This window comes from Actinomadura sp. NPDC047616, from assembly GCF_040642915.1.
Classification (GTDB): domain Bacteria; phylum Actinomycetota; class Actinomycetes; order Streptosporangiales; family Streptosporangiaceae; genus Spirillospora; species Spirillospora miaoliensis.
The window spans coordinates 18,363-41,260 of sequence record NZ_JBEYTB010000019.1 but is presented as its reverse complement, the minus strand read 5'-3'; the positions used below and the strand labels follow the sequence as shown (position 1 = coordinate 41,260).

Genomic DNA, 22,898 nt, shown 5'->3' with positions numbered 1-22,898 from the left:
TGACAGAGCCGGCGTCGGCGGTGGCGTTCGACCTGGCCGGGGCGGGCTCCTATGTCCTGCTGCTCGCTTTCACATTTCGGCTGCGCCCGGCATCCCGGCTGCAGGCAGCGGGTGAGATGCAAGGAGGCAAGGCCGGTCCAGTACGGATTCACGTCGCTCCACAGCACCCACGGGTGTCCGTCCGGTGGGGCGCTGGTGGCGCAGGTCCCGGCCGGGTGAGGAAGGCGCGCAGGAGACTCGGCAGGTGGAGGCGGAGCTGGAGCGGGTGCGCCCGCAGATCGTGGGGGCCCGCGAGCGTGCGGACGCCGAAACCGAGCAGGCGCTGGTGGGGGCGTGGCGGTTGCGGTTGCAGCAGCTGGTGGACACCGACCCGCAAGCGGGGGAGGAGTTGCGGCAGCTGCTGGAGGAGATGACCGGCTTGCTGCGGGCGACGTAGCAGGCGAACGAAAAGTCACGCTAAGGAGCGGTCGGCGGGGCAGGCTTGGCGTGACTGGTCGTTCCAGAGAGCTACTGGTGGCGGCCGGACCCCAACGTTCACCTGCTGATTTCCAGGCTTGCGGCTGGGGTGTCGGTGCCTGCCGACTTGGGCACGGTCGTGAGGAGAAGCGTGCTCCTTGGCGGGCGTGTGGACGGAGAGCTGTGGAGGCAGTGATGTCAGTGACGGAGGGGAACGGCCGGTCGGGATTAGCCGGATCTTCGAGGAGGCGGACGGGGGTTATGTCACATTGGCGCGTGGGCTGGAGGTTCTGCGGGAGCCCTTGCTGAACAAGGGAACCGCGTTCACCGCCGAGGAACGTGACGAACTCGGGTTGCACGGTCTGCTGCCGTCGGCGGTGGAGACGATCGATCAGCAGGTGCGTCGGGTCTACGCGCAGTACCGGGTGCAGCCGAGCGATTTGGCCAAGAACGTCTATCTGGAGGCCTTGCGTGACCGCGACGAGGTCTTGTACTACCGGCTGCTGTCGGAGCATCTGCGGGAGATGCTGCCGATTGTCTACGATCCCACGGTCGCGCAGGCGATCAAGAACTACAGCCATGAGTACCGGCGGCCGCGGGGTGTGTACCTGTCCGTCGACGATGTGGACGGGATCGAGCGCGCCTTCGCCAACCTCGGGTTGTGCCCGGATGATGTCGATCTGGTGGTGGCCTCCGACGCTGAAGAGATCTTGGGTATCGGGGACTGGGGGGTGGGCGGTGGCGCCGGGATCGCGGCCGGCAAGCTCGCGGTCTACACTGCCGCGGCCGGGATCGACCCGACCCGTGCCGTCCCGGTGGCACTGGACGTCGGCACCGACAACGAGGAGCTGTTGAACGATCCGGGCTATGTCGGTAACCGGCACGCGCGGGTCCGCGGGCGGCGCTATGACGATTTCATCGACGTGTACGTGACCACGGTGACCCGGATGTTCCCGGCCGCCATGCTGCACTGGGAGGACTTCGGGCCCTCCAACGCGCGGCGGATCCTGGAGAAGTACACCGGCCGGATCCCGACCTTCAACGACGACATGCAGGGCACCGGTGCGATCGTGCTGGCCGCGATGCTCGGCGCGGTGCGGGTGTCCGGCACGCCGATGCGGGACCAGCGGATCGTCGTGTTCGGCGCCGGAACCGCGGGCATCGGCATCGCCGACCAGTTGCGCGCCGCGATGGTCCGGGACGGCCTGGATCACGAGGCGGCCACCCGGCGGATCTGGCCCATCGACAAGCAGGGCCTTCTCGTCGATGACATGCCCGATCTGCGGGACTTCCAGCAGCCGTACGCCCGTCCCGCCGCCGAGGTCGACGGCTGGAAGAGGGACGACGGCCCTATCGGGCTGGGTGAGGTCGTCGAGCGGGTCAAGCCGACGATGCTGCTGGGCACCTCCACCGCACACGGTGCCTTCACCGAGCACATCGTGCGGACGATGGCCGCGAGCGTCGAGCGGCCCGTGATCTTCCCGATCTCCAACCCGACCGAGCGGATCGAGGCGATGCCCGCCGACCTGCTGCGCTGGAGTGACGGCCGGGCTTTGATCGCCACCGGCGTCCCGGTCGACCCGATCACCTATGGCCGCGTGACGCACGCCATCGCCCAAGCCAACAACGCGCTGCTGTATCCGGGGCTGGGACTGGGCGCGATCGTCTCCCGTGCGCGGCGCATCAGCGACGGCATGCTGCAGGCCGCGGCCGAGGCCGTGGGCGGCATGGTCGACGTGACCGCCCCGGGCGCATCCCTGCTTCCCCAGGTGGAGAACCTGCGGGAGGTCTCGGCGACCGTCGCGGTCGCGGTCGCCGAGCAGGCCGCACGCGAAGACCTGGCCCGCGTGGACCTGAAGGAACCGGTCCGGCAGGTTCAGGACGCTATGTGGCAGCCGGAGTACAAGCCGGTCAAGGGACGCTAGACGATGGCCACCAGCGACACGCCGCAGGTCAAGGATCTGCCCATCGGGCTCACCGATACCGGCACCCGCACCGAGACCGACTCCATCGGCGAGATCCAGGTGCCCGCCGGCCACTACTGGGGCGCGCAGACCCAGCGATCACTGATCCACTTCGACATCGGTGATGATCGGATGCCGAAGGAGATCTACCACGCCTACGGCTACATCAAAAAGGCCGCAGCCCTCGTCAACGGTTCGGCCGGCCGGCTCCCTCAGTGGAAGGCCGATCTGATCGCCCGCGTCGCCGAGGAGGTCATCCGCGGCGACCTCGACACCGAGTTCCCGCTGTACGTCTGGCAGACCGGCTCGGGCACCCAGTCGAACATGAACGTCAACGAGGTGATCTCCAATCGGGCGATTCAACTGCTCGGGGGCCGGCTGGGCAGCAAGGATCCGGTGCATCCGAACGACCACGTGAACATGGGCCAGTCCTCCAACGACACCTTTGTGTCCGCCATGCACATCGCCGCCGCCTCGATGATCGAGACCAGGCTGCTGCCCGCCCTGGACCGGCTCCAGCAGGCCACGCAGGCCAAGAGCCACGAATGGGAACACGTCGTGAAGATCGGCCGCACCCACCTGGAAGACGCCACCCCGCTCACCGTCGGCCAGGAATGGTCCGGCTACGCAGCCCAGCTCACCGACGGCACCGATCACCTGCGCCACCTCACACGCGGCTTGTACCGGCTGGCGATCGGCGGCACGGCGGTCGGTACCGGCCTGAACGCTCCGCCCGGTTTCGGTGACGAGGTCGCCGCACGGATCGCGGACCTGACCGGCCGCCCCTTCACCAGCGCACCCAACAAGTTCGCCGCCCAAGCCTCCTGCGACGCGCTCGTTCGCACGTCCGCAGCGATCCGCGCCCTTGTCGCGCCGCTGTTCAAGTTCGCCAACGACCTGCGCTGGCTGGGCTCCGGGCCGCGAACCGGCCTGCACGAGCTCATCCTGCCCGCCAACGAACCCGGCTCGTCGATCATGCCGGGCAAGGTGAACCCGACCCAGGCCGAGGCGATGTTGATGGTCGCCATCCAGGTCATCGGCAACGACACCGCCGTTGCCATCGCCGGCGGCGAAGGCAACTTCGAACTCAACGCCTTCCGCCCCGTCATCATCAACAACATCCTGCACTCAGTGCGAATCCTCGCCGACATGACCGAACACTTCCGCGTCTACCTCGTCGATGGTGCCCGGCTCAACACCGGCAGGCTCGCCGAGAATCTGGAACGTTCGATCATGATGGTCACCGCGCTCAGCCCGGTCATCGGCTACGACAAGGCCGCCCGGATCGCCCACCGCGCCCTGGACGAGGACTTGACCCTGAAGGACGCCGCGCTGAAGTCCGGGGTCAGCCCGGAACTGTACGAACGCGTCGTCATCCCGGAGAACCTCACCCGGCCGGGAGCGGCCGGCACCTCGACCGACGAGAACAGCGATCAGACGAGGCGAGATCGCTCCTGAGGCACCCATGTGCCCGGCTCCCCCTCATAGAGCGGGCTCCAAGGCCCCTCCGCCGGCGCCGCCCGTACGACCTCCAGCAGAACACCCGGCATCTCGACCTGCTGCATGGGAGACAGAACGGTCAACGGCAGCAGGGCATGGCCGTGGCATTGACGGCCGCCGGGCTGGCGGTGCCTGGCATCGCCATAGAGCCAGCGGAGGTGATGACCGGGCTGGGGGCTTTGGGTGTTTCCACGGTAACGGTGTGCCGAGAGGAGGCCGAGTGTCGGTGGTGATCGCTACCGTTCAATGGCATGACCGTACGGGTGACCGATGCTGAGATCGACGGCGCGCGGAGGGACGTTGCGGCGCGGCGCCGCCCGGCGGGTCGGTAGGTGCGTCGGCATCCTGCGGTAGGCACCCTCCAACCCTTGCTGTTCTTCTCGGCAACGTCGACGCACCGGACCACCTGCGGTGAGTCGATTGCAGCGGCGCCGCCTGGCAGCCGACCCGGCGGCCGCCGGCCGGGTACGGCGCCTGGGGCGGGCTCCGGACGAGCTGGACACGTTGTCGCGGCACGCGATGCAGATCGCGCGGCGGGTCGCCGACGCGGCAACTGCCGGACTGGAACACCCCGCAGGCGGCCATGACCGTGAATATTCACATGATGACCGTGCGGAGATCGGCTAGGAATACCTCATGCCGATGCGTGTGCGCCTTGCCGATCTGTGCCGGGAGACCTGGGAGGAGGTGGCCGAACTGACGGTGGCCGACGACCAGCGCGACTTCATCGCGTCGAACCTGTACTCGATCGCCGAAAGTCGCTTCTTGCCGGGCTTCGTGACCCGGGCGGTGATGCACGATGTGCGTACCGTGGGCTTCGCGATGTACGGTCCCGATCCCGACGACGGGCAGATGTGGCTGTACCGCTTGATGATCGACAAGGCTTACCAGGGAAAGGGCCTGGGCCGAGCCGCTCTCCAGCAGGTCATCGCACATGTGCGGGACGAGTTCGACGCGCCGGTGCTGCGGCTGGGGGTACACGCGGACAACGCCGCGGCCTGGGCCCTCTACACCTCTGCGGGGTTCACCCCCATCGGGAAGGCCTTCGGCGATGAGGAAATCCTGGAGCTCCGTCTGTCCGCCGAGGCCTGAGTGGCGCTCGCTGTCGCTCGGCGCTGCAAGCCGTGGCACGCCACCGCCCGGTCGGAGGCCGTGCAGCGAGGATCGGCCCGTGGGTGAGTGGATGTCATTACCCCGGTCATTCGCCCGCATGCCGGTGACGGGGCGGTCGCCGCGGTGCTCGCGGTACAGGGCGAGGGCGGCGGCGGCCGTCTCGTTCGACACCAGCGGGTCGATCACGATGACCCCGGTGTCTCCTTCGACCAGGGTCATGTTCGACAGGTCGAGCCCGCGGACCTGGTAGATGCCCTCGGTCACCTCGAACAGGCCCTGCTTGGCGCACAGCTGCGACTGCCGCCACAGCGACGGGTGTACCGATGCAGGGCATTCTCCGTCCAGGAAGGAGAAGACGTCGTTGTCCCAGACGACCTGTCCCTGGGCGTTCTTGACGATCCCGGGGGAGCGGGAGGCGATGTGGCCGCGGTCGGCGTTGTCGAAGTCGGTGCGGTCACCGAAGGCCAGATCGGTCATGCCGGACCGGTTGCCGTGTTCGGGACGAGGGAAAAGCGGACATCTAGTCAAGTTATCGTCAGAGTCCGGCGCCGTCGCGGAAGTCCGCCACGGCGCCGCCGTCGCCGCGCTGGCCGGGCCTGTGGCGCCTGGGTCGACGGCGGGAACCGGGACGTCATCGGCACATCGACGGTGTCCGGGCCGTGTCGGGGTCTGCCGCGTGATCGGATGCCGCAAACGGTGCGCTGATCGACCTCGGGGTGGTTTTGGTCGTCGCCCGACCATGTGATGTCCCGGGTATCGCCGGGGCGTGCGGGGCGGATGGGTGAGGCGCTCGGAGAGCCGCCGCCGTTGGCGGTCGGGATCGCCGTCGGTCACCTCCCCGCCGCGGGCGTGGCCGGAGCGCGACGACGCGACGGTCATCTGCGCGCTGCGCCGGTGATCGGTGCCGGCCGGTCGGCGAGGGGCTGGGAGGACCGCTTGGCTGAGGCGGAACCGCCGCGCTGGGTTGCGGGACTGCGGGCGTCCCGCGGGCCGTGCTGCCGCGTGAGGTCCTGGCTGCGCTGGCAGTCGCTGAACACCGGGTACGCGCAGATCGCCGGGCTGCCGCCGGTCACGGGCCTGTGCCCGGTGGCCGCGCCCCCCGTTTCGGGCTGGCCGCCGGGTGGGTTCGGGTGAGCCGGGATGGGGCGTTTGTGGACCTTTACCAGCGCGGTGCGGGGCGTCGGCGTCAAGATGGTGATCATGGCTAGGGGCAAGGGCTGGTGGCCGTGGCTGGGGGTGCTGGCGGCGGTGGCCGGGGTGCTGGTGCTGGCCGGGGTGACCTTCCACCCGCTGTTGGACAAGGGCAAGGCGGGGCTGGAGGAGGCGGCGGACCGCGCGCAGTTGACCGGGGGGCTACTGCTCGGCGCCGCGGTGGCCCTGGTCAGCGCGGTGCGGTGGGCCCGGCAGCGCTCCCGCCGGCTCGGCGCCGCCGCACCGGCCGCAGACAGCCTGGCGCAGGCCAAGCAGCTGCTGGCCGAGCTGGTGGACCAGCAATGGAAGGACGAAGCGCGGCTGCGGTTGCTGGACGACCCCGACCCGATCCCGGTGCGATGGCGGACCCCGGACGCGGCCGAGGTGATGGACCATGCCATCAACATCGATCCGTCCGCGGGACCGGCGGGTGGGCGTGCGGGTGGGCCGGTGCGGTTGCGGTGGGCGGCCTCCAGCGCCGACATCGGCGCGCTGGCCGACCGGTTCCGCCGCACCCGGCGGCGCCGGCTGGTGATCCTGGGCGGACCGGGCACCGGCAAGACCACCCTGGCGGTGCAGCTGCTGCTGCACCTGCTGGCCAACCCGCACCGCCGATGAGTCGGTGCCGGTGCTGCTACCGGTGGCCGGCTGGGACACCCAGCGCCACCCCCGCCTGCAGGAGTGGATCGCCGATCGGCTCACCGGCGACTATCCGGCGCTGCGCGCACCCGAGCTGGGCACCGAGGCGGCACGGGCCCTGGCCGGGCGGGGGCACATCCTGCCGGTTCTGGACGGGCTGGACGAGCTGCCCCCACCCGCCCAGACCGCGGTGATCACCGCGCTGAACCGCTCCCTGGGCGGCGACGACCAGCTCATCCTCACCAGCCGCACCACCGAGTTCACCGCCGCGATCACCACCGCCGGGGACGTGATCACCTCCGCCGCCGTGCTGGAACCACTCCCGCTGACACCCGCGGCCGCCGCCGACTACCTCACCCGCTGCCTGCCACCCTCCCCCGGACCGGCCTGGCAGCAGACCCTGACCGCGCTGCGCGCCACACCCCCCGCCGACCAGACCCCGCCCGGCCGGGCGGCCCACCGGCCAGCGGCGGCGCTGGCCGACCTGGCCGCCACCCCGCTGGGACTGTGGCTGGTCCGCACCGTCTACACCGCCCCCGGCGCCGACCCCACCCCACTGACCGACCCGGCCCGCTTCCCCACCCCCGCCGCGCTCCAGGCCCACCTGCTCGACCAGCTCATCCCCGCCCTGATCGACGCTCGTCCTCCCAGCGACAACTCCGCCGAACCGTTCCGCCCCCGCCGCCGCCACGACCCCGCCCAGGTCCGCCACTGGCTGGGATACCTGGCCCACCACCTCACCACCCAACCCGCCACCGGCGGCCACGGCGGCCAGGGCACCCGCGACCTCGCCTGGTGGCGACTGGCCGCCACCACCCACACCTTCACCCCCACCACACGACTCCGACTCACCCTCACCACCACCCTCACCACCGCACTCACGATCGTGCTCATCGGGCTCACGGCCTCGGGGGGGCTCACGGACAGGCTCGTGGAGGGGCTCGCGTACGGGCTCACGGCCGTGCTCGCGTTCGGGCTCGTGTTCGGGCTCGTGTTCGGGCTCACGGCACGGTCATGGGCGCAAGACTCACCCGGATACGCCGACCTGCACATCCGCCGACGCTCGGCCGCCCTCGCGCGCAACATCGCGGCCAGGCTCCCGCTCGGACTCGCGCTCGGGCTCGCGATCGGGCTCGCGTTCGGGTCCGCGGCGGGGCTCGTGGATGCGCTCGTGGACGGGCTCGTGTACAACCTCCCGGACAGGCTCTCGGACGGGCTCGCGGCCGGGCTCCCGGTCGCGCTCGTGTCTGCTGGGCCCGTGGGGCTCCCGCTCGCGCTTGCGCTGGGGATCATGGCTTGGGCAGCGACACCAGCGCAGACCCAGCACGCCACAACACCGATGAGCAGCTGGCGCACCGACCGGAGACTGAACCTGCTCCGCGTCAGCACCACCCTCGCGTCCGGTCTCGTGTTCACGCTCTTGGTTGGGCTCTGGGATGGGTTCCCGGATGGGTGGTCCGAGCTCGCGGCCGGGCTCACGTTCGGGCTCGCGGCCGGGCTCACGGTCGCGCTCACGGTCGGGCTCGCGTTCGGGAAACACCGGGCCTGGTGGGCCTACCTGATCGCCACCTGGAAACTGGCACGAGCCGGTCACCTGCCACGCCGGCTGATGCCCTTCCTGGACGACTGCCACCGCCTCGGCCTGCTACGCACCGTCGGCCCCTACTACCAGTTCCGCCACGCCGAACTCCACGACCACCTCGCCGCAACCCACCCACCCCCGCACAACACCGGCCGACGCCACCGCCGCCCCACCTGACCAGCAACACCAACGCAGCCCCCCTACCCGCCCAAGACCGCAGGGCAGCACAGCCGAATGCCGGACAGGCCGCCACCCGCAGCACCGGTCGCGCGGCCGGCGCTACCGGCGCCCTTCTCCCGAACGTGCCGGGAACCACCACGTAGCGGAGCATGATCGGCGGGTTGCCGTAACGCAGAAACCGCCCCACGGGCGAGGCGCAAGAAGCGCCGACCTGCGGCCGCGCACACTGTTCACCATGCAAACGCGCTGGTAGAGGCGCGGTCTCGCGCCCTGCCGGGGTGTCGGACCCCATTGGGGTTTTCTCAGTGAAATAGGGGCGCAGTTGGTTCTCTGCTCACACATTGATCTTGGACGCTCTCCTCCCATGCCCCACCCCCAGGGGCCCGCTTCACGTGATCTTCACGGAATCAATCATCTAGACGTCCAGGCGGCGGCCTCCGGGAGAGCTTTCCCGGGGGCCGCCGCTTTTTGTCAGGCCAGGGGCAGTTCCGCCATGGCGTCCGCCAACTGCCCAGCAGTGTCCCCGGCGGCCCATACGTGCCCGTCCGGGCGCATCAGCACGGCGGCCGTGGGCCAGGGCAGCTCGGTCTCGTACAGCCGGAGGTCCGCGCTCGTGGCCAGGTCCTTCAACGCCGGGCTGGCTTCCTGGGCCAGCAGCACCGGGCGGCCCTCGCGCAACAGGTGCAGCTGCTCGCGGGTGGCCGGGAGGCGCTGGCCTGCCAGGGGATGGGTGCCCGGATAGCGCACGTCCAGCGCGGTCAGCGTGTTGGCCAGTGCGGTCGCCACGTCGGGATGGGTGCGCAGCAGGTCCGCCATGAACCGACGCAGGGACTGGCCCTCCTCGGTGGTGGCGGTGATCAGGGCGGTCTGGGCCTTGGTGTGTTCGCCCAGGGCCACGCCGACGGGGTGGCGTTCCGGGTGGTAGATGTCCAGCAGGGCCGCGTCCGCCCAGCCCCGCTGGACCGCGGCCAGCTTCCAGCCCAGGTTCATCGCGTCCTGCAGGCCCACGTTCAACCCGACGCCGCCCGCCGGGAAGTGCATGTGCGCGGCGTCGCCCGCCAGAAACACCCGGCCCTTCCGGTACTCCGCCGCGAGCCGGGTGGCGTTGCCGAAGCGGGACAGCCACACCGGGGAGTGCAGGCCGAAGTCCGTGTCCGCGATCCGTTTCGCCGTCTCCCGCAGGGACTCCAGGGTTGGGGTGGGGGCTGACGGGGCGTACCCGGTGACGCGGTAGCGCCCGCCAGGGATCGGGGCCACGATCAGCGCGCCGTGTTCGTTGTGCCAGTAGCCCGGCCGCTCTGGCGGGTCGGCCAGCTCGACGTCGCCGAGGAAGCCGAAGACGGTCGAGTCGGTGCCGGGGAAGTCAATGCCCGCCGCCTGGCGCACGGTGCTGCCCGCGCCGTCCGCCCCGACCACGTGGTCCGCGGTGATCTCGTACTCGCCGTCCGGCCCGCTGACCCGCAGCGTCACGCCCTGTTCGTCCTGGCTCAGTCCGGACACCTGGTGCCCGCGCCGGATCACCACCCCGAGGGCCAGGGCGTGCTGTTCGAGTAGTTCCTCGGTGCGCAGTTGCGGGTGCGCGAGCATGAACGGGAACGGCGTGGCCAGCCCTCGGAAGTCCAGGCGAGCAGGCAGCACGCCGAAGTGCCCGTCCGGCACGGGCAGCCCGCCGTCGAGGAAGGCCTGTTCCTGCCCGCGCATCGCCAGTACTTCGATCGTGCGCGGGTGGATGGCCAGCGCCTTCGAGTGCGGGCTCCGCTGCTCGGCCCGTTCCAGGACCAGCGGTCGCCCGCCGCCCAGGGCCAGCTCCGCCGCCATCCACAGCCCGACCGGGCCCGCGCCGACCACGATGGTGTCGTGTGCATTCAAAGTAATCACTCTCCATTGAATTGAGGTGTGGCGCGTGCGGTGATGCCGTCCGCGCTGAGGTGGGGCACGGGTGCGGCGGCGAGGTCGCGGTGAACAACCTTGCCGTCGCAGCCTTCGAGGAAGGACTGGGCGACCTGGCGGGAGACCGAGGCCTCGCCGAGCATGGAGGAGTCGATGTGAAGCAGGTAAGACAGGGATGGGGTTCCTTTCAGAGTGGTTTGAGAGCGCGCTCCGGTGATCCGAAAGCGGGCCGGAGTCGTGGATTGGTGCGTGGTCGCCCCGCGGGCGTTACATACTGGTAGTGCGGTTGCACTCGGATGAGAGGTAATCGAGATGGGGTCAGCGCGACAGATCAGTGGTCCGTGCCAGGCATGGCCGGAGGACAGCGCCTTCATCCGTGAGGTGCTCGACCGCATCGGCGACAAGTGGACGGTGTTGACCATCAGCACCCTGAGCGCCGGCTCGCTGCGCTACTCCGACTTGCAGGCGAGCATCCCAGGGATCTCTCAGCGGATGCTGACCCAGACGCTCAAGCATCTCGAGCGCGACGGCCTGATCACCCGGACCGCGTACGCCGAGGTCCCGCCGCGAGTGGAGTACGAGCTGACGGACCTAGGCCGGTCGCTGATCGACGCGGTGATGGCGATGGCCGATTGGGCCGCCACCCACCACAGCGAGATCGCCGGCAACCGGGCCGCCAGCGAGCTGACCGGAGTCGGCCGAGCCAAGGCCGCGGTCCGCGCGTCGGCAGGCTGAGGTGTCGGTGGCACTCATCGGTCCGTAGCGTCGGGTACATCGGGCACATCGCCCGCGGCATCCTCGTTGTTCGCCTCAGCGCTCGCTGCCTCGTCGGCGGTGTCGATGTGGCACATCCCGGTGTTGGGATCGCACCACCCGCCGGTGGGAACCGCCACGATCTGAAGTCCGTCCTTCGCCTTGCTCATGACACACGCTCACTCGGCACGGGCCCGGCCACCTGCTCCAGCAACTGGGCATAGACAGCGGCCTTCTGCGCGCCCGGGGCGGCCACCCGGCGGTCGAGGACAACGAACGGAACGCCGGTCGCGCCCAGCTCCACACCCTCGCGGCGGTCGGCGCGCACACGGTCGGCGTACTCGTTGCTCGTGAGGATCTCGCGCACTCGCTGCCCGTCCAGCCCGACCGACTCCGCGACGCCTGCCAGAGCGTCCGAGTTGTAGGGGTTGAGGGTGCCCGCGAAGAAGCCGTCCTGCACCTCGGAGAAGAACTCGAACCCGCGGCCCTGATCGTTGGCGTACTGCACCACGCAGTGCAAGTTGAACGTGTTGGCGTTCAGGCGGTCCAGAGAGTACTCGAGCCCCTCCTTGCGAGCCATGGCTTGCATCTGGCGCTCCGCCTGGAGGACGTGGGCGGCGGTGCCGCCGTGGGTCCGGATGAAGCTTTTCTCATTCTTCTCCAGCTCCTGCGGCGCCTCCGGGTCCAGCTCGAAGGATCGCATCATGATCTTGAACCGATCCGCATCCGGGCGCTGTGAGATCGCGGCCTGAAGCCGGTGCTTTCCGACGTAGCACCAAGGGCAGCCCAGGTCAGCCCACACCTCGATGACGACCTGCGACCCCTTGGATGGTGCCGCCTGCTCAACCATCTTCCTCACCTCACTGGTAGTGCGTAACACCATCATGAGTGAGTAAGAGAGGGCCTACAAAAGGCACTTTCAAGTGCGTGGGCACCGCCCGACAGCTACACCCTCGTCTGCGAAGAGCCCGCCGTGCCGTCGCCCGGCTTTCCTGCTCGGGAAAGTGCAAGAGGCACGGCATGAGCCGGCAGGTCATCGTCACTCTTGGCGGCGACATCGTGTGGGTGTCGGGGGCGCTGGCGGACGCGACCGGTGATGTGACTGCGGCCCGCATCTGGGGTGTCCTGCGCGAGTCGCGTGCCGCCGGACTGCTCACGCTGGCCTACAAGGGCTACCAGGGCGCGGGCGAACCGTTGATCACGCCGTACAAGGGGAAGGGTGAGCCGGAGTCGCAGGAGGACGCCAACCGCCATGCCAGGTTGCGCGGCGGCGAACGAGCCCATGCCCAGTTGAAGACCTGCCGCGTCCTGCACAAGCTGCGCTGCTGCCCGCACAAGGCCGGCTGCCTTGCCAGGGCCATCCACGTCCTGCGGTCGTTCTAGTGGATGGGGTGAAGTGGAGCAGCGGGGTCTTCATAGGCTCAATGCGCGTCTGCATGGCATCTCGGTTATCACCTATGATCATCTCTTGACTCAAGCGGAAGCAACGCTCGACGCCGTTTCCTTCTCCAGTTCAAAGGGCCTATGAGGATGACTTCTTCTTGCCGAATGGGCTGTGAACTTATTTTGCAAAGCTAAGGACGGGGTCATCGGCTAAACCAGAGTTAAGCGGTGATGGCGGTTGGGTGAGCCGGGCCGGTGGCGTGGGCGTATGCCGGTGGGATGGCCAGATACCTCCAGGGCGGCGGGATGACCGCCGTCGGCGACACATACTATGTTGAAGGCCAGTTGCCCCGTGTAGCTGGTCCACTCAATCATGCAGGGTGGGCCGGTAGATGAGCTCTTGGATGTGGCCGTCGAGCGTTCGGCTCTCGATCAGCTCCAAGTCGAAGTCGGCCGCGCCCTGAAAGACCGGTTCCAGCCCGGTCTCACCGGTGATCACAGGGAAGAGCGTTACCTGGACGCGGTCGACCAGGCCGGCGGCCATCAGCGCTCTGTTCATCGACAGGCTGCCGTGCGAGCGCAAGGGCACCTGGGACTCCTCCTTGAGTCGGGCGACGACATCGACGGCGTCGCCCCTCACGATGGTCGCGTCCGGCCAGCTGAGCGGTCCTTCCAGCGTGGTCGACACCACCGTTGCCGGCAGGTTCCTCATCCGGGTGACCCATGGGTCGCCCACCTCGGACTCCTCGGTGCTCGGGGCCAGCATCTGCGCCATTGCCCGATAGGTGTTGGCCCCGAAGACCATGCGTTGCTCCTGGCTGTACAAGGCGAGGCGGTGCTCGAGCAGCTCCGGGCCCTGCTTGCCCCAGTAGCCGGTCCAGTTGCCACCGGCGGATCCAAAGCCGTCGAGGCTGGAAAATACGTCGAAGGTGTAGGTAACGGTCATGATGTTCTCCTCGTGGGTGGGTGACCGGCCCGTTGCCGGTCTCTTACCTTGGTGTCGGCCGAGGTCAGCGCATTTCGACGCCTTCGTGGGACGGAATCGGATCCACTTCGCCGCCTGCGGCTCGCTATCGCTTCAGTGCTTCCGGGCCATCTCACCGGGCCGGAGATCTTTCCTTAGCCACGCTTTGCGGCCTTGGGTCTGCCACGCCTTACTGCTTGTGAACTTCTACACGGGCGGGATGGCTGTGGCACTGTGCACGACCGCATCGTGACCGGCCAGATGACGGGCGTCGCGGCCTCGTCCCCGTCGCGCCGGTGACGAATACTCGCTCAGCCTGAGCCCTCGTGTGTCGGGGTCACTGTTTGGCGGTGGACGATGACTTCGAACCACTGGGCCAGGGTGCCGCCGTCGATGATCGCGTCGGGGCCGCCGTTGGGCAGGCCACGAGTCGTGGCGGGCGAGTGCAGCCATCTCCGTACGGTGGGCGGGGCGGGTGCCCGCAGGTCAAGGACGAACTGATCGCTGCGCACCGTGCCGAACGGCTGCTCGAACCAGCCTGGGGCGGGCCGCCGCAGGGTGAGCGTCTGCCCGGGTCCGGTGCTGACCGTGCCGTGGTCCAGGGTGAAGCCGACCGGCCGGTATCGCTGCCCGTACCAGCGGCGCAGGTGGGAGCCGGCGCTCGCAAAACGCATGTCTGGCTCAGGCGGCTGCATGGTGAGACGCAGGTTGGGGGCGGCGGCGACGTGCGGGCTTGCCGCCCAGTAGGCGACCTTGTCGCGGCTGCGGTTGCGCCACCATCGCAGGTTCTGCGCGGCGCGGGCTTCCCGGTGGTTGTGGGCCTCGTTGCCCTGCAGGGTGAAGTGCACGTAGAACGAGACGATCTGCCGGGCGTGGTGGAGCGCGAGCGCGTGCGCGCGGTCTCCGGGCCGGTGGGGCAGCCGCTCGACGAGCGCGTGCACCTGGCGGGCGTGGTGGACGTACCGCGGCTTGTCCTTCGCGTTTGCGATCTTGGTGATGTGCTCCCAGATGCTTGAGGTGGAGGGGCGGACGGTGCGCCGGTGGCTGCGCAGCTCCGCGAGCCGGTGGGGAGCCGTCCTGGCGACATAGGCTTCGATGGCGTCGTAGGCCGCCGCCTTCGTGAGGTAGTACTCGACGCCGAAGAACTGGACCTTGTCGGCGTGGCGGGCGTTGTAGGCCCGTAGCCAGCGCAGCACATCGGCCACCTGCCGGGACTGCCACTGCGGGCTCATCTCTCGCATGATCGCGTCCAGGTCGCCCTTCCCGGTACGGATGTAGTCGTTGATCAGCAGCCCGGTCGTCCAGTCCTCCTCCCAGGCGACCGTACGGAAGCCCATCTGCTCGACAAGGAGCCGCAGGGCACGGTGTTTGAGCTGGATCTGCTCCGCCGCGCCGTGGATCGACTCGCCCAGCCCGACGACCGTCGCGTTGGCGGCCGACCGCCGCAGCGGCTTCAGATCGCCGAGCGGGGCGGCGGGGTCGGTGGTGTCGATCGGGACCGCGTTGTGCCTGACCCAGGCGACCACCGGCGATGTTGGAGCGTGCCCGGCGGCGGGCGTACCGGCGAGCACCAGCATCATTCCGGCGGCGGACGCGAGCAGCCGCGGCGGCCATTGCGACGTGCGCAGGTTCATCTGTCTCCTTGAGGTCACTGGTCGAGGGGACGGGTGGGGGTGACGGCGCCGATGTGGAGAACGGCGTCGAAGCCGCGGCGGAACGATCCGACGGTCATCGTGAAATCGGCGTCTTTGCTGACGTCGTACGCGGAGCCGATGAGCCGCATCGTGGCCGGGGCGTCCAGCCATCTGCGCACCTGGGGCGAGGCCGGCGCGTGCAGGTCCAGCAGATAGGTGCGGTGCCGGGCCTGACCGAGGATGTGGTCGACCGTGGGGGGCCGCGGCGGCGGCACGGTGAAGACCGACGGCCGGCCTGACTCAAAGCCGCCGAGGATCCGGCCGGTGCGGGAGACGGTCGCGATCGAGACGTACGAGCGTCCGTAACGCAGACGCAGGTGCCCGCCGGCCATGACCTTGTTGGTGAAGGTCACGTTGTCGGAGGGGAACGTCCAGGTCACCCGGGGTATGGCCGTGGTGTGGACGTTGGCCGCGCCGTACACGATGCGCTGCCGGGTGCGCCGCTGCCACCACGAGATGGTGTCGGCGATGTGGCGGTCCCGGACCGGTGCCGAGACCGTGGCCATATCCTCGGCGTAGGTCTCGTAGAAGCCCAGGATCGCGTTGGCGTGCTGGATCGCGTAGCCGCGATCTATGTGCGAGGGCCGGGCCGGCAGTGACAGCACCAGCCTTCCGACCGCGCGGGCGTGTTCGATGACCTCTTGCTTGCGGGCGGGCGGCAACGGGCCGTACCACTCGAACTGCTCTCGCGCGCTGCCGCGATACCAGATGGGCTTCAGGTGGCGGTTCAGCTCGTCCAGCCGACCCTGCGCGACCTCGCGAACGTACTGGGTGATCTCCTGGAAGGGCAGCGTGCGCAGCTCGGTGACGTCGCTGCCGAGGAAGCGGACCTTGTCTCGCGGGGGGCGGCTGCGGTTGAACTCGCGCATCCAGCGCACCAGGTCGAGCATCGCCTGGTGCTGCCAGAGGGGGTTCATGTCGCCGACGACCCCACGCAGGTCGCCGTGCCCGCTGACGACGTACCGGTCGATGGCGACCCCGGTGGCCCAGTTCTCCTCCCAGGCGATCGTACGGAACCCCAGTCGTTCCACCAGGTAGCGCACCGCACGATGGCGCAGCGTCACCTGCTCATGGGCGCCGTGGGAGGGCTCGCCCAACCCCACGATCCGGGCGCCGCGCACGATCCCGCGCAGCGGCCGCAGGTCCTCCACGGGTCCGGACGCGTCGAGTCGCACCGGTACGGCGTTGCGGTCGATCCAGGCCACCGCGGGCTCACCGGCGACGGCGGGCTCACCGGCGACGGCGGGCTGGGTGCTGAGAGGGTGCACCGCCACACTGACCGTGGCCCCACTGATGATCATCGCGGTCAGGGCGATGGCGCTCCGCCGCGGTGGCTGCGTGATGGACATGTGAGTTCCTCGTCCTTGATTCAGCCGATGATCTGACGGCGTTCCTGGCCAGTCGTCGTACGGTGGGAGGCATTGCCGGTACGCCCGCCGGAGTAGGGACGCAGGACGCGGGACAGGATCGGCGGACGCATCAGCGCGGTGGGGCGGTCGAGGAGGCCGATGACCCGCATGAACTGCTGGGCGACCACGACGTCATGGGCGGCGGCGGCCTGGAGCCGTTCGGTGTAGGCGTTGAGCAGGCGGATCGTGGTGGTGCGGCGGCCTTCCACTTCGGGGACGGAAAGGTCGGCGGCGACCGCCATCTGCCACGGGTCGTTGAGAGCCTTCCCCACAGCGCGGAAGTAGCGCCGGGCGAGTCCCTGCGGGCCCGCCTCCAGGCAGCGGGCCATGACCTGCGCTTCGAGACAGGCGACCGTCATGCCCTGGGCGTAGAGCGGGTCGAAACTGCACAGCGCGTCACCTGTCACCAGCAGGCCCTCGGGCAGACGCCGCATCCGCTCGTGGCGGCGGCGCAGATCGGACGGATAGTGGTGGGTGGCGATGTCGCCCACGGGCTCGGCCGTGCGGACGGCCTCGACCACATCCGGCGGAGCGATCGCGGTCAGGTAGTCCAGGAAGCCCTCCGGGCCCGGCGCGACTCCGGCCCGGACACCTCATCGGCGGCCAGCTTCCCGCCGCGCCGCCGCATCTGCGCCTGCCACGTGCGCACGGCCTCACCGCGCGAACCGGTCTGGAGGTACTGGCCGGGCCACTTGCGCGCCTTGCCTGACCCCGGCTTGCCTTGCTTGGACGCCGATCCGCATATGTCGGCTGATACACCGGCGGCCGGCGTGGCACTGCGGCCGGTTCTCGCTCATCAAGCGGCTGTACGACATGGAATGGTCGTCGGATCGGGCCCGTACCCGTAGGTCACCGCGCGTTCCCGGCGCCCGGCACCGACGCGGGCGCGCCGCCGCGCGTTCGCGTACGGACACGCGGGCGCCGGGTGTCCGGGGAGATGCCCGGTGCGGGTCATGACCAGCGAGTTCAGCGGCACCGGACGAGGCATGTCAAAGCATGCGGCGGCTGCCGATCTTCTATCGCTGGGATGCGGGCGCGGGGTCGAGCGCCTTGCGGGCGGCGGCCTCGATGCCGTCGGTGTCGAGGCCGTGGTGGCGGTAGAGGTGCGTCGGAGGGCCGATGAGCGCGTACTCGTCCTGGATGCCGTGCCGGACGAGCCGTGCGCCGGCCCCGGCGTCGGCGAGCAACTCGGCCACCGCGCCGCCGAGACCGCCCAGCACGTTGTGCTCCTCGACGGTGAGGACGAGCCCCGACCGCTGGGCGGCGGCGAGCACCGCGGCCTCGTCCAGGGGCTTGACCGTGTGCATGTCCAGGACGCCCGTGGAGATCCCGGCGGCGTTCAGCCGGTGGGCGGCGCCGAGCGCGGGATGCACCGTCGAGCCCGTCGCGATGATCGTGAGGTCGGTGCCGGTGCCGTGCTCCACGGCCTTGCCGAACTCGAACGGCGCCGCCGGCGGGTAGACATCGGGCTCCTGACCGCGGCCGATGCGGAAGTAGATGGGGCCGGGATGGGTGGGCACCGATGGCAAGACCCTGTTCTCCACCTCCCTCGGCTACGCGGGGCTCGGACATGGAACGTTCCTTGGCGTGCCCGTCCCCGTCCTGGTCATGGTGGTGGTCTTCGCCGCGGGCTGGTACGTGCTCAACCGGACCGTGTTCGGCCGGTGGGTGCACGCGGTCGGCGGCAACGCCGAGGCCGCGCGGCTGGCGGGCATTCCGGTTCGCCGGGTGCTCGCCGGGGTGTACGTGATCTCGGGCCTGTGCGCCGGCATCGGCGGCGTCATCGCCTCGGCGCGGTTGCAGAGCGCGGTGCCCGACCTCGGGACCGGCTACGAACTGTCGGCGATCGCGGCCGTCGTGCTCGGCGGCACGTCCCTCATGGGCGGGAAGGGCTCGCTGATCGGCACGCTGATCGGCGCGGCCATCATCGGCGTGCTGGTCAACGGCCTGACCCTGCTCGACGTCTCGACCCTCTACCAACAGATCATCCAGGGTGTCGTGATCGTGCTGGCGGTCGCGCTCGACCGCCTCCGCACCCGCGTCCCCGCGACCTCGGGAGCATGACCATGCCCATGACGGACGGACGGATCGCGACCGGCGGGCGCCCCGCCGCGGCGGTGTCCGCATGACCGGCACTGTCCTCGTCGCCGGGGCCCACGGTGTCGTCGGCGGAGCCGTCGTCAAGGCCCTGCGCGACGCCGGAGACCGCTTCGTCACGGTGGCCAGGCGCGGACCGGTCGAGCCGGACGATGACCACGTCCGCGTCGACCTTCTCGACGCGTCCGCCACAAGCGCCGCGCTCAAGGACCGGCCCGACATCGACGCCGTCGTCTTCGCCGCCTACGTGGAGCGCCCGACGATGGCCGAGACCGTCGGCCCGAACACGGCGATGCTGCGCCACCTGCTCGACGCGGTGCCGGCCCCGCGCCATGTGGTGCTCATCGGCGGAGGCAAGTCCTACGGAGAGCACCTCGGGCACTACAAGACCCCCGCGAAGGAGTCCGACCCCCGGTTCCTCGGGCCGATCTTCTACAACGACCAGGAGGACCTGCTCTACGAGGACGCGGCCCGCCGCGACTACACCTGGACGGTGCTGCGTCCCGACGGGGTGATCGGTCCCAGCCTCGGCTCGCCGATGAACCTGCTCACCGGGATCGCCGTCTACGCCGGCGTCTGCCGCCGTCTCGGCGTGCCGCTGCGGTTCCCGGGCTCCCCCGGGGCGTGGGGTGCCCTGCACCAGGCGACCGACGGCAGGATCCTCGCCGCGGCGGTCCGCTGGGCGCTGCGGACGGAGGCGGCGCGCGGCGAGGTCTTCAACGTGACCAACGGCGACCACTTCCGGTGGATGCACCTGTGGCCGGAGATCGCGGACTTCTTCGGCATGGACACGGCGCCGCCGCAGCCCATGGCGCTCGCGGAGCAGATGGCCGACAAGGGACCCGTCTGGGACGCGATCGTCCGCGAGCACGAGCTGCGGCCCACCACCCTCGCGCAGATCGCATCCTGGCCGTTCGTCGACGGCTGGCTCGGCAGCGGCGCCGACATGGTGCAGAGCACCATAAAGATCCGCCAGGCCGGGTTCGGTGCCTGCGTCGACACCCATGTGAGCTTCCTGGAGAACCTCGCGACGTTGCGCGACCTCTCCCTCATCCCCTGACCCCTCAAGGAGACACAGATGACCACCGGCACCATCGCGAGGGACTGGCTGGCCCGCTTCGCCGACCGGCTCGAACGCCAGGCCGACCTCGACGACCTGTTCGCCGCGGAACGCTACTGGCGCGACGTGGTGGCGTTCACCGGCGACCTGCGCACCTTCTCCTCGGCGGACGTCACCGCCGAACTGGCCGCGCGGCAGCCGCGCACCAAGGCGACGGGCTTCCGGCTGGCGACCGGCCGCACCGCGCCGCGCCGGGTCGACCGCAACGGAGTCGCCTGCGTCGAGGCGATATTCGAATTCGACCTCGCACTCGGCCGGGGGCTGGGCGTCGTCCGGCTCGTGCCCGGCCCGGACGGCGGGTATCGGGCGCGGAACCTGTTCACGGCCCTGGACGAGCTCACCGGGTACCCCGAGCGTGTCGGCGCGAACCGGCCCGTCGGGCAGGCCGACTCGTCGAAGTTCGGCGGCCCGAACTGGCTGGACCGCCGGCGCGCGTCCGTGGCGTACGAGGACCGAGACCCCGAGGTGCTGATCGTCGGGGCGGGGCAGAGCGGCCTCGCGCTGGCCGCGCGGCTCGGCCAGCTCGACGTCGACACGCTGGTGATCGACACGCACGAGCGTCCCGGTGACAACTGGCGCAAGCGCTACCACGCCCTCACCCTCCACAATGCCGTCTGGCTGAACGACCTGCCGTACATGCCGTTCCCGCAGACCTGGCCGGTGTTCGTCCCCAAGGACAAGCTCGCCGGGTGGTTCGAGGCGTACGTGGAGGCCATGGAGATCAATTTCTGGGGGTCCTCGACGTTCGAGCACGGGGCCTTCGACGACCGGACGGGCACCTGGCAGGCGCGCATCCGCCGCGGCGACGGCGGGCACCGCGTGCTCCGGCCACGGCATATCGTCCTCGCGACGGGAGTGAGCGGGATACCGTTCCGGCCGGACCTGCCGGGCCTCGGCGACTTCGGCGGCCAGGTGGTGCACTCGGCCGAGTACACCGACGGAGCCGACCACGCGGGCAAGCGGGTGGTCATCGTCGGCACCGGCAACAGCGGGCACGACATCGCCCAGGACCTGCACGCCAACGGAGCGCGGGTGACGATGGTGCAGCACACCCCTACCACGGTGATCAGCATCGACCCCAGCGCCGCCACGGCGGACGCCGCCTACCTCACCGCTCCGACGCTGGAGGACTGCGACCTCATCGGCCTGTCGGTGCCCTATCCGGACCTGGTGGAGGGCAGCAAGGCGCTGACCGCCAGGATGAAGGAACTGGACAAGGACCTCGTCGCGGGGCTGGAGCGAGCGGGCTTCCGGACCGACTACGGCGAGGACGACACCGGTCAGCAGATGAAGTACATGCGTCAGGGCGGCGGTTACTACCTCGACGTGGGCTGTGCCGATCTGATCATCTCCGGCGAGGTGGGAGTGGTGCAGTACGCCGACGTCGACCGGTTCGTCGCGGAGGGACTGCGCATGGCGGACGGGTCGGTGCTCGACGCCGACCTCGTCGTGCTCGCCACCGGCTACCAGAGCCAGCAGGAGAACGTGCGCCGCCTCATGGGCGACGCGGTCGCCGACGCGGTCGGACCGATCTGGGGTTACGACGACGAGGGCGAGGTCCGCAACATGTGGCGGCCGACCGCCCAGCGAGGACTGTGGTTCTCAGCGGGCAACTTCCAGATGTGCCGCACCTACTCCAAGGTGCTCGCGCTCCAGCTGCGCCTGGCACTGGACCGGAGGAGCTGAACGCAGGTCGCGCCCTCGGCCTCCGTGGCCGAGGGCGCGACGGTAGCTGTGCGTAGCCGGTCGCGATGATCACCGACTGGCGGAGCCCGGGATCCGGCCGCTTATGAAGACGTCCGCCTTGCGGTCGCCCATCAGGTGCACAGCCATCCACTTCGCCTCGCGAGACTGACAATGCCGGTCTCCGCCACATCGTCGCCAGATGCACGCAAGACCAGGTGGGCCGTGCGAGCAACCCAATCATGTCGGCGGTGGAGTCGGTGGCCCGGCCGATGACGAGGCGGCGGCGAGGACGGACTCGGCGGCGGAGGTACGTGCGTACAGCACGAAGCGGCCTGCCCGGTGGGCGCTGACCAGCCCCGCGTCGCGCAGTGCGGTGAGGTTCTGGGACACCCCGGCCGCCGAGAGCCCTGTGCGGCGGGCGAGGTCGGTGGTGGAGGCCGGGGTTTCCAGTTCGGTCAGCAGCATGGTCCGGGAGCGGCCGAGGACGGCGGCGAGGGCGTCGGTCCTGGTGGTGGGCCGGGACTCCCACAGCGAGCCCGTGCCGCGCGCCGGATAGGCCAGTTGCGGCGGCTCCGGCGGCGCCACCCGGGTGAACGGAGCCGGCCCGGTGAAGACCGAGGGAATCAGCAGCAGCCCCTTGCCCGCCGCCTGGCGGGACAGGGGCCGCCTGCGGGGCAGCCGGAGCGCATTGTCGTCCCAGCTGATCGATGGGTGCAGGTCGTTGAACAGGCGGCCCGCGCCGTGCTCGGCGACCTGTCGGGCCCGGTGGAAGACATCGGCGTCGAGCACCAACCGGATCCGTGCCCAGTAGGGCGCCAGCGCCAGCCCCCAGTAGGTCTCGATATCTTCCACGACCTTGACCAAACGGACCTGCGGTCGGGCGTACAGGGCCCGCGCCCGGGGGCCCAGCCGCCCCTGCTCGTGTCCGAGGCGGTCGAGATCCTGACGTATCCGGGCGGCGGGAGTGGCCTGGATCCTGGTCAGTTCCTCCGCCAGCGTGGGAGCCGGTCCGGCGGGCGCCGGGTTGAGGAAGTCCGGCACGTACCCTGACGGCGGGATCAGCTCGGCGAGCCAGCCCCCGTAGAGCCGGGCGGCCGCCAGCCGTGCCCCTACCTGCTCCGCCCAGGGCCGGTGAACGGGGTGTGCGGGACTGGAGCGCAGCAGCCGGAAGCTGGGGCCCACCTCCCACATCGGCGAGACGGCGAACCGTACCCGCGCCAGGTCGCTCACCGAGAACGCCAGCTCCGCCAGCATGGTCACCCCGAAGATTCACCTAT

The 22,898-nt window shown here is 69.9% G+C and carries 21 protein-coding genes and 2 pseudogenes; 12 read left to right on the top strand and 11 right to left on the bottom strand.

Annotation, left to right across the window (positions count from 1 at the left end; genetic code table 11):
- The first annotated feature begins 244 nt into the window (after nucleotides 1-244).
- From ABZ801_RS34820 to ABZ801_RS34805, 4 genes are all read left to right on the top strand, one after another.
- A complete protein-coding gene (locus tag ABZ801_RS34820; RefSeq protein ID WP_360706306.1) occupies nucleotides 245-436 on the top strand; it encodes a hypothetical protein in 192 nt (63 codons plus the stop codon).
- 187 nt (nucleotides 437-623) lie between these two features.
- Nucleotides 624-2,381 carry an NAD-dependent malic enzyme gene (locus ABZ801_RS34815; protein WP_360706626.1) on the top strand — a complete coding sequence of 586 codons (1,758 nt, stop codon included), beginning with the start codon at nucleotides 624-626 and terminating at the stop codon, nucleotides 2,379-2,381.
- Nucleotides 2,382-2,384: 3 nt separating this feature from the next.
- The gene (locus tag ABZ801_RS34810; protein ID WP_360706304.1) at nucleotides 2,385-3,878 is read left to right on the top strand and encodes a class II fumarate hydratase; all 1,494 of its coding nucleotides are present in this window, start codon (nucleotides 2,385-2,387) and stop codon (nucleotides 3,876-3,878) included.
- Nucleotides 3,879-4,556: 678 nt separating this feature from the next.
- A complete protein-coding gene (locus ABZ801_RS34805; RefSeq protein WP_360706624.1) occupies nucleotides 4,557-5,012 on the top strand; it encodes a GNAT family N-acetyltransferase in 456 nt (151 codons plus the stop codon).
- Between the two features lie 117 nt (nucleotides 5,013-5,129).
- Here ABZ801_RS34805 and ABZ801_RS34800 read toward each other — a convergent pair.
- Nucleotides 5,130-5,510, bottom strand: a pseudogene (locus ABZ801_RS34800) (MBL fold metallo-hydrolase); the annotation flags it as partial.
- Between the two features lie 459 nt (nucleotides 5,511-5,969).
- On the opposite strand from ABZ801_RS34800, the gene ABZ801_RS34795 reads away from it, so the two are divergent.
- From ABZ801_RS34795 to ABZ801_RS34785, 3 genes are all read left to right on the top strand, one after another.
- Nucleotides 5,970-6,167, top strand: a complete 198-nt coding sequence (locus tag ABZ801_RS34795) for a hypothetical protein (RefSeq protein ID WP_360706301.1) — start codon at nucleotides 5,970-5,972, stop codon at nucleotides 6,165-6,167.
- A gap of 66 nt (nucleotides 6,168-6,233) precedes the next feature.
- Nucleotides 6,234-6,842 carry a hypothetical protein gene (locus ABZ801_RS34790; protein ID WP_360706298.1) on the top strand — a complete coding sequence of 203 codons (609 nt, stop codon included), beginning with the start codon at nucleotides 6,234-6,236 and terminating at the stop codon, nucleotides 6,840-6,842.
- Between the two features lie 10 nt (nucleotides 6,843-6,852).
- Nucleotides 6,853-8,622 (top strand): hypothetical protein, encoded by a 1,770-nt coding sequence (locus tag ABZ801_RS34785; RefSeq protein WP_360706294.1) that lies wholly within the window; start codon nucleotides 6,853-6,855, stop codon nucleotides 8,620-8,622.
- Between the two features lie 474 nt (nucleotides 8,623-9,096).
- On the opposite strand, the gene ABZ801_RS34780 is transcribed toward ABZ801_RS34785, so the two are convergent.
- Entirely contained in the window at nucleotides 9,097-10,494 is a 1,398-nt protein-coding gene (locus ABZ801_RS34780) for an FAD-dependent monooxygenase (RefSeq protein ID WP_360706291.1), read from the bottom strand.
- A gap of 5 nt (nucleotides 10,495-10,499) precedes the next feature.
- On the bottom strand, nucleotides 10,500-10,658 hold the full coding sequence (locus ABZ801_RS34775; RefSeq protein ID WP_360706289.1) for a hypothetical protein: 159 nt from the start codon (nucleotides 10,656-10,658) through the stop codon (nucleotides 10,500-10,502).
- 238 nt (nucleotides 10,659-10,896) lie between these two features.
- Here ABZ801_RS34775 and ABZ801_RS34770 point away from each other — a divergent pair, with 238 nt between their 5' ends.
- The gene (locus ABZ801_RS34770; RefSeq protein WP_360706286.1) at nucleotides 10,897-11,250 is read left to right on the top strand and encodes a helix-turn-helix domain-containing protein; all 354 of its coding nucleotides are present in this window, start codon (nucleotides 10,897-10,899) and stop codon (nucleotides 11,248-11,250) included.
- A 14-nt stretch (nucleotides 11,251-11,264) separates the two neighbouring features.
- Here ABZ801_RS34770 and ABZ801_RS34765 read toward each other — a convergent pair whose 3' ends face one another.
- Both ABZ801_RS34765 and ABZ801_RS34760 read right to left on the bottom strand, forming a co-directional pair.
- Nucleotides 11,265-11,438, bottom strand: coding sequence for a hypothetical protein (locus ABZ801_RS34765; RefSeq protein ID WP_360706283.1), 174 nt, complete (start codon nucleotides 11,436-11,438; stop codon nucleotides 11,265-11,267).
- Nucleotides 11,435-12,118, bottom strand: coding sequence for a DsbA family oxidoreductase (locus tag ABZ801_RS34760; RefSeq protein ID WP_360706280.1), 684 nt, complete (start codon nucleotides 12,116-12,118; stop codon nucleotides 11,435-11,437). Before ABZ801_RS34760 ends, ABZ801_RS34765 begins: the two co-directional genes overlap by 4 nt.
- A 146-nt stretch (nucleotides 12,119-12,264) precedes the next feature.
- Between ABZ801_RS34760 and ABZ801_RS34755 the strand changes: the two are divergent.
- Nucleotides 12,265-12,651: pseudogene (locus tag ABZ801_RS34755) on the top strand (transposase family protein); the annotation flags it as partial.
- A gap of 367 nt (nucleotides 12,652-13,018) precedes the next feature.
- On the opposite strand, the gene ABZ801_RS34750 reads toward ABZ801_RS34755, so the two are convergent.
- The 5 genes from ABZ801_RS34750 to ABZ801_RS34730 all read right to left on the bottom strand — a co-directional run bounded on the left by ABZ801_RS34750 (nucleotide 13,019) and on the right by ABZ801_RS34730 (nucleotide 18,238).
- The gene (locus ABZ801_RS34750) at nucleotides 13,019-13,597 is read right to left on the bottom strand and encodes a dihydrofolate reductase family protein (protein ID WP_360706278.1); all 579 of its coding nucleotides are present in this window, start codon (nucleotides 13,595-13,597) and stop codon (nucleotides 13,019-13,021) included.
- A 329-nt stretch (nucleotides 13,598-13,926) separates the two neighbouring features.
- Nucleotides 13,927-15,249, bottom strand: a complete 1,323-nt coding sequence (locus tag ABZ801_RS34745) for an erythromycin esterase family protein (RefSeq protein ID WP_360706275.1) — start codon at nucleotides 15,247-15,249, stop codon at nucleotides 13,927-13,929.
- 14 nt (nucleotides 15,250-15,263) lie between these two features.
- Nucleotides 15,264-16,658, bottom strand: coding sequence for an erythromycin esterase family protein (locus tag ABZ801_RS34740; RefSeq protein ID WP_360706272.1), 1,395 nt, complete (start codon nucleotides 16,656-16,658; stop codon nucleotides 15,264-15,266).
- Between the two features lie 20 nt (nucleotides 16,659-16,678).
- The gene (locus ABZ801_RS34735) at nucleotides 16,679-17,239 is read right to left on the bottom strand and encodes a hypothetical protein (RefSeq protein ID WP_360706269.1); all 561 of its coding nucleotides are present in this window, start codon (nucleotides 17,237-17,239) and stop codon (nucleotides 16,679-16,681) included.
- 495 nt (nucleotides 17,240-17,734) lie between these two features.
- Nucleotides 17,735-18,238, bottom strand: a complete 504-nt coding sequence (locus tag ABZ801_RS34730; RefSeq protein WP_360706266.1) for a transketolase C-terminal domain-containing protein — start codon at nucleotides 18,236-18,238, stop codon at nucleotides 17,735-17,737.
- Between ABZ801_RS34730 and ABZ801_RS34725 the strand changes: the two genes are divergently transcribed.
- The 3 genes from ABZ801_RS34725 to ABZ801_RS34715 all read left to right on the top strand — a co-directional run bounded on the left by ABZ801_RS34725 (nucleotide 18,231) and on the right by ABZ801_RS34715 (nucleotide 21,621).
- Entirely contained in the window at nucleotides 18,231-18,782 is a 552-nt protein-coding gene (locus tag ABZ801_RS34725; protein WP_360706263.1) for a hypothetical protein, read from the top strand. The two genes, ABZ801_RS34730 and ABZ801_RS34725, sit on opposite strands and share 8 nt — an antisense overlap.
- Nucleotides 18,783-18,843: 61 nt before the next feature.
- Nucleotides 18,844-19,875 carry an SDR family oxidoreductase gene (locus tag ABZ801_RS34720; protein ID WP_360706260.1) on the top strand — a complete coding sequence of 344 codons (1,032 nt, stop codon included), beginning with the start codon at nucleotides 18,844-18,846 and terminating at the stop codon, nucleotides 19,873-19,875.
- An 18-nt stretch (nucleotides 19,876-19,893) separates the two neighbouring features.
- Nucleotides 19,894-21,621, top strand: coding sequence for an NAD(P)/FAD-dependent oxidoreductase (locus tag ABZ801_RS34715; RefSeq protein WP_360706257.1), 1,728 nt, complete (start codon nucleotides 19,894-19,896; stop codon nucleotides 21,619-21,621).
- A gap of 237 nt (nucleotides 21,622-21,858) precedes the next feature.
- Here ABZ801_RS34715 and ABZ801_RS34710 read toward each other — a convergent pair whose 3' ends face one another.
- Nucleotides 21,859-22,875, bottom strand: a complete 1,017-nt coding sequence (locus ABZ801_RS34710) for a helix-turn-helix domain-containing protein (RefSeq protein ID WP_360706619.1) — start codon at nucleotides 22,873-22,875, stop codon at nucleotides 21,859-21,861.
- Nucleotides 22,876-22,898 lie beyond the last annotated feature (23 nt).